This is a genomic window from Agrobacterium sp. DE0009 (assembly GCF_007680755.1).
GTDB lineage: Bacteria > Pseudomonadota > Alphaproteobacteria > Rhizobiales > Rhizobiaceae > Agrobacterium > Agrobacterium tumefaciens_B.
In genome coordinates this window covers 551,873-564,343 of the sequence record NZ_VEIU01000002.1, presented here as the reverse complement: position 1 = coordinate 564,343, position 12,471 = coordinate 551,873, and the positions used below count along the sequence as shown (strand labels likewise).

At 60.3% G+C, this 12,471-nt stretch carries 9 protein-coding genes; all 9 read left to right on the top strand.

The annotated features are described in order from the left end of the window. Positions 1-14: 14 nt before the first annotated feature. The 9 genes from ntrB (at position 15) to FS804_RS12010 (ending at position 12,463) form a co-directional block, all read left to right on the top strand. Positions 15-908: a nitrate ABC transporter permease gene (gene ntrB, locus FS804_RS12055; protein WP_144576770.1), complete on the top strand. Its 894-nt coding sequence runs from the start codon at positions 15-17 to the stop codon at positions 906-908. A gap of 13 nt (positions 909-921) precedes the next feature. After that, positions 922-1,719, top strand: a complete 798-nt coding sequence (locus tag FS804_RS12050) for an ABC transporter ATP-binding protein (RefSeq protein WP_144576769.1) — start codon at positions 922-924, stop codon at positions 1,717-1,719. 5 nt (positions 1,720-1,724) lie between these two features. Next, positions 1,725-4,172, top strand: a complete 2,448-nt coding sequence (nirB, locus tag FS804_RS12045; protein WP_144576768.1) for a nitrite reductase large subunit NirB — start codon at positions 1,725-1,727, stop codon at positions 4,170-4,172. A gap of 5 nt (positions 4,173-4,177) precedes the next feature. Next, a complete protein-coding gene (gene nirD / locus FS804_RS12040; RefSeq protein ID WP_144576767.1) occupies positions 4,178-4,513 on the top strand; it encodes a nitrite reductase small subunit NirD in 336 nt (111 codons plus the stop codon). Positions 4,514-4,733: 220 nt separating this feature from the next. Further along, entirely contained in the window at positions 4,734-7,382 is a 2,649-nt protein-coding gene (locus tag FS804_RS12030; protein WP_144576766.1) for a nitrate reductase, read from the top strand. Next, complete coding sequence (cysG, locus tag FS804_RS12025; protein WP_186376777.1) at positions 7,354-8,832, top strand: siroheme synthase CysG; 1,479 nt, start codon at positions 7,354-7,356, stop codon at positions 8,830-8,832. The genes FS804_RS12030 and cysG overlap by 29 nt, the downstream gene beginning before the upstream one ends. Positions 8,833-8,950: 118 nt before the next feature. Next, a complete protein-coding gene (locus FS804_RS12020; RefSeq protein WP_063950263.1) occupies positions 8,951-9,724 on the top strand; it encodes a DeoR/GlpR family DNA-binding transcription regulator in 774 nt (257 codons plus the stop codon). 107 nt (positions 9,725-9,831) lie between these two features. Next, a complete protein-coding gene (locus FS804_RS12015; RefSeq protein ID WP_144576765.1) occupies positions 9,832-11,355 on the top strand; it encodes a glycerol-3-phosphate dehydrogenase in 1,524 nt (507 codons plus the stop codon). A 37-nt stretch (positions 11,356-11,392) separates the two neighbouring features. After that, complete coding sequence (locus tag FS804_RS12010) at positions 11,393-12,463, top strand: ABC transporter ATP-binding protein (RefSeq protein WP_144576764.1); 1,071 nt, start codon at positions 11,393-11,395, stop codon at positions 12,461-12,463. Positions 12,464-12,471 lie beyond the last annotated feature (8 nt).

The following is a 12,471-nucleotide window of genomic DNA, read 5'->3' as shown; positions in this document are numbered from 1 at the left end:
AAGAGGAAATGCCCATGTCCGCATTAGCGCGAAAATTCAAGGAAGAGCCGCAGCAGCCGGCAGTACGCAAGGCAAATGTCGTGGCGCTCGCGCCGAAGCAGTTGCCGCGCATCGATCTGCGCAACTGGGGTGCGATCGCGGCCCGCAACATCGTCCCGCCCTTCGTCGTCCTCGCCATTCTGCTCGGGGTCTGGCAATTGCTCTGTTCCGCCCCCGGCGCCTCCCTGCCGCCGCCGAGCCAGGTCTTCGAAGAGAGCTACGATCTCATTGTCTCGCCGTTTTTCCAGAATGGTTCGCAGGATATCGGCCTTGGCCTGCGTGTCCTCGTCTCGCTTGAGCGGGTGGCTTACGGTTTCGGCCTTGCCGCTATCGCGGGCATCATCCTCGGGGCTGTGATCGGCCAGTCGGTCTGGGCGATGCGCGGTCTCGATCCGATCTTCCAGGTGCTGCGCACCGTGCCGCCGCTCGCCTGGCTGCCGCTGTCGCTTGCCGCATTTCAGGACAGCAATCCATCGGCGATTTTCGTGATCTTCATCACCTCCGTCTGGCCGGTCATCATCAATACGGCGGTCGGCGTGCGCAACATTCCGCAGGACTATCGCAACGTCGCGCAGGTGCTGCGGCTGAACCAGTTCGAATTCTTCTTCAAGATCATGCTGCCATCGGCCGCCCCTTACATCTTCACCGGCCTGCGCATCGGTGTCGGCCTTTCATGGCTGGCGATCGTCGCCGCGGAAATGCTGACCGGCGGTGTCGGCATCGGTTTCTTCATCTGGGATGCGTGGAATTCCTCGCGTCTGCCCGACATCATCGTGGCGCTCGCCTATATCGGCGTCGTCGGCTTCGTGCTCGACAAGTTGGTGGCGGCGCTCGGCAAGGTCATCACCCGCGGCGCTGCGGCGAATTGAGAGGGCGACGATTATGAACGCTTATCTGAAGCTCGATCATATCGACAAATATTTCGACAAGGGCGGCTCCCGCGCCGAGGTGCTGAAAGGCATCAACCTCACCATCGAAAAAGGCGAATTCGTTTCGGTCATCGGCCACTCCGGCTGCGGCAAATCCACGATGCTCAACCTCATCGCCGGGCTGACGAAGGTTTCGGCCGGTGCCGTTCTGCTCGAAAACCGTGAGGTCAACGAGCCCGGGCCGGAGCGCGCCGTGGTGTTCCAGAACCACAGCCTGCTGCCGTGGCTTTCGGTCTATGAAAACGTCAATCTCGCCGTAGACAAGGTGTTCAGCAGGACAAAAACACGTGCCGAACGGCATGACTGGGTCATGCGTAATCTCGATCTCGTGCAGATGGCACATGCCAGGGACAAGAAACCCTCGGAAATTTCCGGCGGCATGAAGCAGCGCGTCGGCATCGCCCGGGCGCTCGCCATGGAACCGAAGATCCTGCTGCTCGACGAGCCTTTCGGGGCGCTCGACGCGCTGACCCGCGCCCATCTTCAGGACGCCGTGATGGAAATCCACGCCCGGCTCGGCAACACCATGGTCATGATCACCCACGATGTCGATGAGGCGGTGCTGCTCTCCGATCGCATCGTGATGATGACCAATGGTCCCGCCGCCCATATCGGCGAGGTGCTGGACGTGCCGCTCGCCCGCCCGCGCGACCGCATCGAGCTTGCATCCGACAAGACCTACCTCAAATGCCGCGAGGCCGTGCTGAAGTTCCTTTACGAACGTCACCGCTTCGTCGAAGCTGCGGAGTAACAATCATGACGCAAAAACTCGTCATCATCGGCAATGGCATGGCGCCGGGGCGCATGCTGGAAAACCTGTTCGAAACCGCACCCGGCCTTTACGACGTCACCATTTTCAACGCCGAACCGCGCGTCAATTACGATCGCATCATGCTCTCGCCGGTCCTCTCGGGCGAAAAGAGCTACGAGGACATCGTCATCCATGATGACGGCTGGTATGCGGCCAATAACGTCACCTTGCACAAGGGTGCCAAAGTGACGGGCATCGACCGGGACAAAAAGACCGTCACCAGCGAAAACGGCATCACGGTTTCCTACGACAGACTGGTGATCGCCACCGGTTCCCTGCCCTTCATCATCCCCGTCCCCGGCCATCAGCTTCCGGGCGTGCTCGCCTACCGCGATCTCGACGATGTGACGAAGATGCTCGAAATCGCCAAGGGAAAAGGCCGTGCCATCGTCATCGGCGCCGGCCTTCTCGGGCTGGAAGCCGCCTATGGTCTCAAGCGCCAGGGCATGGATGTGACTGTCATTCATCTGATGCCGACGATCATGGAGCGCCAGCTCGATCCGGCAGCGGCCTATCTGTTGGAAAAGGCGCTCACCGAGCGCGGCATCGACATCATCACCAAGGCCAACACCAAATGCATTCTCGGTGAGGAAAAGGTCGAAGGCATCGAGCTGGAGGACGGCCGGATCATCAAGGGCGACATGGTCGTGATGGCGGTCGGCATTCGCCCGGCTTCCAGTCTTGCCAAGGACGCTGGTCTCGCCGTCAATCGCGGCATCGTCGTCGATGACGGCATGATGACCTCGGACGCTTCGATCTACGCGCTCGGCGAATGCGCCGAGCATCGCGGCATGTGCTACGGGCTGGTTGCACCGCTTTACGAATCGGCACGGGTACTGGCCGACCGTCTCTGCGGCGGCTCGGCCGAATACCACGGCTCCGTCACCAACACGAAACTGAAGGTCACCGGCATCAACCTGTTTTCCGCCGGCGATTTTGCCGAAGGCGAAGACCGCGAGGAAATCGTGCTGCGCGACGCCACGGCCGGTGTCTACAAGCGCCTGATCCTCAAGGAAAACCGCATCATCGGCGCGGTGCTTTACGGCGAGACGGCGGACGGATCGTGGTTCTTCGACCTGATGAAGAAATCGACCGATATTTCCGCCATGCGAGAAACCCTGATCTTCGGTCAGGCCTATCAGGGAGGGTCGCCGCTGGACCCTATGGCGGCCGTTGCAGCCTTGCCGGATGATGCGGAAATCTGCGGCTGCAACGGCGTCTGCAAGGGCAAGATCACCTCGGCAATCACGTCCAAGGGGCTGACGTCGCTCGACGATGTGCGCGCCCACACCAAGGCGTCCGCCTCCTGCGGCAATTGCACCGGTCTTGTCGAGCAGCTGATGACGATAACGCTCGGCGACGGCTACAATCCCGCCGCCGTGCAGCCCATGTGCAAATGTACCGATCTTGGCCATGACGATGTGCGCCTGCTTATCAAGGCCAAGGGTCTGAAGACCATTCCCGCCGTGATGCAGGAATTGGAATGGAAAACCTCCTGCGGCTGCGCCAAGTGCCGGCCGGCGCTCAATTATTACCTCGTCTGCGACTTCCCGGACGAATACGCCGATGATTACCAGTCGCGCTACATCAATGAGCGCGTTCACGCCAATATCCAGAAGGACGGCACCTATTCCGTCGTGCCGCGCATGTGGGGCGGCGTCACCTCTTCCTCCGAGCTTCGGGCGATTGCCGATGTGGTCGACAAGTTCGATATTCCGATGGTGAAGGTGACGGGCGGCCAGCGTATCGACCTTCTCGGCATCGAGAAGGAGGATCTGCCCGGCGTCTGGGCCGATCTCGGCAAGGCCGGCTTCATTTCCGGTCAGGCCTACGCCAAGGGCTTGCGAACGGTAAAAACCTGCGTCGGTCAGCAATGGTGCCGCTTCGGCACGCAGGATTCGACCGGGCTCGGCATCCGCATCGAAAAATTCATGTGGGGCTCGTGGACGCCCGCCAAGCTGAAGCTCGCCGTTTCCGGCTGTCCGCGCAACTGCGCGGAGGCCACCTGCAAGGATATCGGCGTCATCTGCGTCGATTCCGGTTTCGAGATCCATTTCGCCGGCGCCGCCGGTCTCGATATCAAGGGCACGGAAGTGCTCGGTCTCGTCCATACCGAGGACGAGGCGCTGGAACATATCGTCGCGCTGACGCAGATGTATCGCGAACAGGCCCGCTATCTCGAGCGCATCTACAAATGGGCCAAGCGGATCGGTTACGACGAAATCCGCCGCCAGATCATGGACGATGCGGAAAAGCGCAAGGCCTATTTCGACCGCTTCGTCTTCAGCCAAAAATTCGCGCAGGTCGATCCCTGGTCGGAACGCGTATCCGGCCACGACAAGCACGAATTCAGGCCCATGGCGGCGATCGGTTTCAATCAGGCGGCGGAGTGAGAACGATGGACAGTAACTGGATCGATATTGGCGATATCTCCGACATTCCCCTGCGCGGCGCGCGTTGCGTAAAAACGCCGATGGGCAAGATCGCCGTGTTCCGCACGGCGGAAGATCAGGTCTTCGCGATTGAGGACCATTGCCCGCATAAGGGCGGGCCGCTCTCCCAGGGCATCGTGCATGGGGCTTCAGTGACGTGTCCCTTGCACAATTGGGTTATTTCGCTGGAGACCGGCAAGGCGCTGGGGGCTGATGAGGGCGAGGTAAGGACGATTCCGGTGCGGAATATGGGTGGACGGGTCTCCATCGCGCTTGAAGCTTTGATGATTGCGGCGGAGTGAATGGCGATGGTGGCGATGGCGAAGATACCCCCCTCTGTCCTGCCGGACATCTCCCCCTCAAGGGGGGAGGTTAATTGTCGCACGAACTTCGCACTAAATTTTGCGTCACCGACTATGGAGATCAAGCGGAAAGCCTGCGGCGTGTCGATCTCCCCCCTTGAGGGGAAGATGCCCGGCAGGGCAGAGGGGGGTAATCGCTTCGCACCGAGAGGGCGGTCCCATGCCCGCTGAAACCAAAACCACCTGTCCCTATTGCGGCGTCGGCTGCGGCGTCATCGCCACCGTCAATGATTCCGGCGTCGTTTCCGTCAAAGGCGATCCGGATCACCCCGCCAATTTCGGCCGCCTGTGTTCCAAAGGCTCGGCTCTGGCCGAAACCATCGATCTCGACGGCCGCCTTCTTCATCCTGAAATTCACGGAAAACCGGCCGCATGGGACAAGGCACTCGATCTCGTCGCTTCCCGGTTTTCTCAAGCCATCGCCGAACACGGCCCGGATTCGGTCGCCTTTTACGTCTCCGGCCAATTGCTGACCGAGGATTATTATCTCGCCAACAAGCTGATGAAGGGATTCATCGGCTCGGCCAATATTGATACCAATTCAAGGCTTTGCATGTCGTCCTCCGTCGCCGGCCACCGCCGCGCTTTTGGGGCCGATACGGTGCCGGGCACCTATGAGGATATGGAGCTTGCCGATCTGGTGATCCTCACCGGTTCCAATCTCGGCTGGTGCCATCCAGTGCTTTACCAAAGGCTTGCGGCGGCAAAGGCGGCGCAGCCGGACATGAAAGTCGTTGTCATCGATCCGCGTCGGACGATGAGCGCCGATATTGCCGATATGCATCTCGCCATCCGCCCGGATGGAGATGTGGCGCTGTTCACCGGCTTGCTGGCGCATCTTTCCGATAGTCCTGCAATCGATCGCGGTTATGTGGAAAATCACACGCTCGGCTTTGATGCAGCGATGCAGGCAGCAAGCGAGCATAGCCTGCCGGAGATCGCCGAAGCCACCGGCTTGGCGATTGCCGAACTGATTTCCTTTTACGAATTGTTCGAACGCACCGAAAAAACCGTCACCTGCTACAGCCAGGGCGTCAACCAGTCACAAAGCGGCACAGACAAGGTCAACGCTATCATCAATTGCCACCTTGCCACCGGCCGCATCGGCAGGCCGGGCATGGGTCCCTTTTCGCTGACCGGCCAGCCGAACGCCATGGGTGGGCGCGAAGTCGGCGGGCTGGCCAACATGCTGGCCGCCCATATGGCCATCGAAAGTGCCGAAGACCGGGATCGTGTGCAGCGCTTCTGGGCCTCGCCCGCCATTGCGGAAAAACCCGGACTGAAGGCGGTGGACATGTTCCGGGCGGTGGCCGACGGCCGCATCAAGGCGCTGTGGATCATGGCCACCAATCCGGTGGTTTCCATGCCGGATGCCGGCGCCGTCGAGGCGGCCATCAAGGCCTGTCCTTTCGTCGTGGTGTCCGATGTCATGGCGAGTACCGATACGGCCCGCCATGCGCATGTGCTTTTGCCATCGCTTGGCTGGGGTGAAAAGGACGGCACTGTCACCAATTCCGAGCGGCGCATTTCCCGCCAGCGCGGTTTTCTCGATGCGCCGGGCGAAGCGAAAGCGGACTGGTGGCAGATGGCGGAAGTGGGCCGGCGCATGGGCTTCGGCGCCGCCTTCGCTTTTCATCAGCCATCGGAAATTTTTGCCGAACATGCCGCTCTTTCCGCTTTCGAAAATGCCGGAAGCCGCGATTTCGATATCGGCGGGATCGACCGGGATGGCTACGACGGGATGACACCCTTCCAATGGCCAAAAGCCGAGGCCGGCAAGGCCGAGGTGACGCGCTTTTTCGCGAACGGCCGGTTTTATCATGAAGATGGCCGGGCAAGGCTCATCGCCACTGCCTTGCCGCAGACAGACAGGACATCGGCGGATTTTCCGCTGACGCTGAATACCGGCCGCATCCGCGACCAATGGCACACGATGACGCGCACCGGCAAAAGCACCCGCCTCACCGCCCATATCGCCGAGCCGTTCGCCGAACTTCACCCGCGCGATGCGCAGGCGCTGGGCATAAAAAGCGCCGATCTGGTGGAACTGGAAAGCCCGCATGGCAGGGTGCTGCTGCGGGCGCTGGTGAGCGAAAGACAGGCGCGCGGCTCGGTCTTCGTGCCAATGCATTGGAACGATCAGTTCGCCTCGAAGGCGCGGATCGATGTGGTGGTCGCGCCGGTAACGGACCCGCATTCCGGTCAGCCTGCTTCGAAGAATGTGGGCGTTCGGGCAAGGCGTTACGAAGCAAAAGCTTATGGTTTCGCCATTTCCCGCACCCGGCCCGTTGCGCACGATTGCGCCTATTGGGCGATTGCCAAGGCGGATGGCGGCTATCGCCTGGAGCTGGCCTTCGCTGAAGTGCCGCAAGACTGGACGCTCTGGGCGCGGCGGGTTTTCGGCATCGAAACGCGGGTCGAGCCGCTGGGATATAGCGACCGGCAGACCGGCGATCTGCGCCTGGCTTTCTTTGACGGCGACACTCTTCTGGCGGCGCTGTTTATCGCCAGAGAGCCGGTGGCCGTTGCCCGCAGCTGGGCGATATCGCAGTTGAACGAGCGCCACGAGGATTTGCGCCTGCGTTTTGCGCTGGTCGCCGGCCGTCCCGGTGCCGGTCGTGCCGATCCGGGTGCTACCGTCTGCTCCTGCTTCAATGTCGGACTGAACCAGATCACGGCAGCCATACGTGATGGTTGCCGCAGCGTCGAAGCCATCGGCAAGACGCTGAACGCCGGAACCAATTGCGGCTCCTGCCGCGCCGAGATCAGGGGGATCATCGATGGATGCCTTAAAACCGCGGCGGAATGAACCGGCCCGCATGGAAAAGCTCGCGACGTTGCCCATTTTTTGGGGGCTAGAGAACAAGCGCGTTGTGCTGGCTGGCGGATCGGATGCCGCCGCGTGGAAGGCGGAACTGCTGCTCGCCTGCGGCGCAGAACTTCATCTTTATTGCGAGGAGCGCGAGCTTTCGCAATGCCTGATCTCGCTGATGGCAAAGAGCTCGAGGCTGACATGGCACGACTGTTGCTGGAACGAAGACGGTTTGGCGGGCGCGGAACTGGCGCTGGCGGATTGCGAGACCCTGAGCGAGGCCGGGCGGTTTTACCGGGCGGCGCGCGCGGCAGGCGTTCCCGTCAACATCATCGACAAGCCGGAATTCTGCCAGTTCCAGTTTGGGTCGATCGTCAATCGCTCACCGGTCGTGGTGTCGATTTCCACCGATGGGGCAGCCCCCATCCTGGCGCAGGCCATTCGTCGCCGGATCGAGACATTGCTGCCGCGCTCCCTGAAGGACTGGGCGGCACTTGCGGCGTCTATCCGCGAGCATGTCAACATGCGGCTCTCGCCTGGCAGCGCGCGGTGTTCGTTCTGGGAAAAATTCGTCGATAGGGCCTTCACAGAGCGTCTTGATGACGACAGTGAGGAGCGCTTGCTCGCCGATCTCGGGACACAAGCTGCTGGGACGGCGGCCACCGTCGGGTCGGTTACGCTTGTGGGCGCGGGGCCGGGCGATGCCGAGCTTTTAACCCTGAAAGCGGTGCGCGCCCTGCAGGCGGCCGACGTCATCCTGTTCGATGATCTCGTCTCGGCGGAGGTGCTGGAACTGGCGCGGCGGGAGGCCAAGCGCATGCTGGTCGGCAAGCGCGGCGGCCGGGAAAGCTGTAAACAGGAAGACATCAACGACATGATGATCAGGCTTGCCAAGGCCGGCAAGAGAGTCGTGCGACTGAAGTCAGGCGATCCGATGATTTTCGGGCGCGCCGGTGAGGAAATCGCCGCGCTGGAAGCGGAAAACATCCCCGTCGAGGTCGTGCCCGGCATCACCGCCGCAAGCGCCATGGCCTCACGCCTCGGCGTTTCTTTGACGCATCGCGATCACGCCCAGTCGGTCCGCTTCGTCACCGGCCATTCACGACAGGGAAAACTGCCGGACAATATCGACTGGCCGTCCCTTTCGAACCCGTCAGTAACAACTATTTTCTACATGGGCGGACGAACCGCGGCGGATATTCAGGCATCATTGATTGCCAACGGAATGCCCGCCTCGACGCCGGTGGTGGTGATGGTTTCCGTCAGTCGTCACAACGAGAAACGCTGGTGCGGTTCGCTTGCGCAACTGGCAGAGGGCGTGACGGGATTAGGCGTGAATGAGCCTGTTCTTATCGGCATCGGTGATACGTTTCATACCGCACGTACGGCGCCTGCGGCTGAACACGCAAAGACGGCGGATGCCGCTCCAATACGAATAGCTGGCTAAAGGGATTTTCGGCCGTTCCGGTAAAAGCAGGCGCCTCCGGCGCTCAACCGTACCTTGACATTGGTTTTTCCTTCGCTCTTCAATAAAACGAAAAAATTGAAAGAGGAGGGAGGGTGAAATGCTGCTTACACCGCGTCAGGATGAAATCGTTGCGCTGGCAAAAGCGAATGGGCGGGTGCTGGTTGACGAGCTGGCGGCGCGGTTTTCGGTGACACCCCAGACGATCCGTAAGGACCTCAACGATCTCTGCGATACGCGCGTGCTGACCCGCATTCATGGCGGCGCGCTTTTCCCGAGCGGCAACGAAAACGTCAAATATGAAGCGCGTCGGGCGATTGCTTCTATTGAAAAGCAGGCCATTGGCGCTGCCGCCGCAGCGCTCATCCCCAACAACTCGTCGCTTTTCATCAATATCGGCACGACCACGGAGGCGGTGGGCGAAGCCCTTGCTGACCATCACGAACTGATGGTGATCACCAATAATATCAATGTTGCTAACAGGTTACGGGTGTTCCCGGGCATCGAAGTGGTGATTGCCGGTGGCGTCGTGCGTGGTTCCGATGGAGGTATCGTCGGGGAAGCAGCAGTGGATTTCATTCGCCAGTTCAAGGTCGATTTTGCCGTGATCGGCGTTTCAGCTATCGATGAAGACGGGGCTTTACTGGATTTCGACTTCCGCGAGGTCAAGGTCGCGCAGGCGATCATCTCCAATGCCCGTCATGTGATTCTCGTATCGGATTCACTGAAATTCGAGCGCACCGCCCCGGTGCGGATTGGCCATCTCTCTCAGGTCCACACATTTATTACGGACCATTGTCCGGTCGATTCCATCCGCAGCATCTGCGCAGATCACGATGTCCGCCTGATCGAAACCGAGGCGCAGGACGGCTGATCTAGCGACCATGGAATTTCGTTTGACATTCGTTTTATCTTCGAATTAGATGGTCTTGCTTTCAAAATATCGATGGGGAGAGCATCGATGAAAGCACGGGAGGGGCGATGTCTGACGAGGCAATCCACGATATTTTCGTGATCGGCGGCGGCATCAATGGCTGCGGCATCGCGCGAGACGCTGTCGGGCGCGGATATTCCGTTGCGCTTGCGGAAATGAACGACTTTGCCTCCGGTACGTCTTCGGCTGCCACGAAGCTGATCCATGGCGGCCTGCGTTATCTCGAACATTACGAATTCCGTCTGGTGCGCGAAGCGCTCATGGAACGCGAGGTTCTGTGGGCCATGGCGCCGCACATTATCTGGCCCATGCGCTTCGTGCTGCCGTTTCAGAAAGGTGGTGTTCGTCCCGCCTGGCTCGTGCGCCTGGGGCTTTTCCTTTACGACCATCTTGGTGGCCGCAAGCTCCTGCCCGCGACCCGCTCGCTCGACCTTCGCCGTGACCCAGCTGGAAAACCGCTGAAGCCGATTTTTGCCCGCGCTTTCGAATATTCCGATGGATGGGTGGATGATGCCCGTCTTGTCGTGTTGAACGCCCGCGATGCCGCTGATCGAGGCGCCCTGATCCTCAACCGTACGCAAGTGGTTTCCGCCCGGCGGGAAGGCGCGTTCTGGCGGATTGAAACAAAAAATGCAGGTGGAGAAACGGAGTCCTACAAGTCGCGTATGCTGGTGAACGCCGCCGGCCCCTGGGTCGACCAGGTGCTGTCGCGGACGTTCGGTAAAAACAACGTCCACAATGTCCGCCTCGTGCAGGGCAGCCATATCATCGTTCGCAAAAAGTTTTCTGATCCGCGCGCCTATTTCTTTCAGAACCCGGACGGCCGTATCATTTTCGCCATTCCTTATGAGCAGGATTTCACCCTGATCGGCACCACGGATCGCGACTATACCGCCGATCCTCGGTCCGTTAAGATCAGCGACGAGGAAATCAGCTATCTCTGCAATGCGGCGAGTGAATATTTTGCTGAGCCGGTGAAGGCGGAGGATATAGTCTGGACCTATTCCGGCGTGCGCCCGCTCTTTGATGATGGTGCTTCCAAGGCGCAGGAAGCAACCCGCGACTACGTGCTGAAAACCGAGGGGACGGAAGGCGAAGCACCGCTGCTCAACGTCTTTGGCGGCAAGCTTACGACATACCGGCGGCTTGCCGAACATGCTCTTGAAAAAATCAGCGATGCGCTGGGTGAAAAGGGTGTTCCATGGACGGCAGGCTCCCATCTGCCGGGGGGTAACTTCGGCGTGGAGGAATACGCGGCGCAAGTGTCCGCATTACGATCCCGTTATCCCTTTCTCGATCAGCGTCATGCCGAGCGGCTGGTGCGCTGCTACGGTACCGATGCAGTTTTGATGCTCGGTTCTGCGACGGACACCTCTGCGCTGGGGCGGCACTTCGGCGGTACGCTCTACGAGGTCGAGGTTCGCTGGCTGATGGCGCGGGAATGGGCGGCGACGGCGGAGGATATCCTGTGGCGCCGCACCAAGCAGGGGCTGTTCTTGAGCGCCGACGAGGTGCGTGCTCTGGAGGATTATATCGATGACATTGCAGGTGGACGCTTGAAGGCAATCTGACGATCCGATCGAAAAGCGGAGGAGGCTTTGGATCACCATGCTTGAATTGCGAAACGTCTCGAAAATGGTGGGGGGTGACTATCATATTCACCCGACCGATCTGACGTTGCAGCGCGGAAGCCTGAACGTTCTGCTCGGACCGACGCTTTCGGGCAAGACGTCGCTGATGCGACTGATGGCGGGGCTGGACAAGCCAAGTAGCGGGTCGATCCTCTTCAATGGAGAGGATGTAACCGGCTGGCCGGTGCAGAAGCGCAACGTCGCGATGGTCTACCAGCAGTTCATCAACTATCCGGCGCTGAGCGTTTACGAAAACATTGCCTCGCCGATGCGCGTTGCCGGCAAGGATCAGTCGACAATCGACCGGGAGGTGAAGAAGGCCGCCGAACTTCTGCGGCTCACGCCTTATCTGGACCGCACACCGCTCAGTCTTTCCGGCGGCCAGCAGCAGCGCACGGCACTCGCCCGCGCCATCGTCAAAAACGCCAATCTGGTGCTGCTCGATGAGCCGCTCGCCAATCTCGATTACAAGCTGCGCGAAGAGTTGCGCGAGGAACTGCCGCGTATCTTCGCGGAGTCGGGCGCGATCTTTGTTTACGCCACCACGGAGCCTTCAGAGGCGCTGCTTCTGGGCGGCAATACCGCAACGCTTAACGAAGGAAGAGTGACGCAGTTCAGCCGTACGATCGAGGTTTACCGGCAGCCGGTTGATATCGTGACCGCGGAAATTTTTGCCGATCCGCCGCTCAACACCATTGAGGTCATCAAGGCGGGTAACGCTTTTACGCGCGCCGACCAGACGGTGGTTGCCGTGCCGGCGCATCTTGCCACCGTGCCGGATGGACCTTTGACCATCGCTTTCCAGCCACATCATCTTTTCCCGCAGGCGAAGGGCGAAGCGCGGCAATCCATAAGGGCGCGCACGCTGATTTCGGAAATCGCGGGGTCGGAAAGCTTCGTGCATGTGGAGTTTTCCGGCAGGCGATGGGTCATGCTGGCGCACGGCATCCACGACATCGAGCCGGACAGGGACATTGAGCTGTTTCTCGATACAAAACACCTGATGGCCTTTGACGCGAATGGCCGCGCCATTGGCGAAGCGGCGTAAGGGGAGAT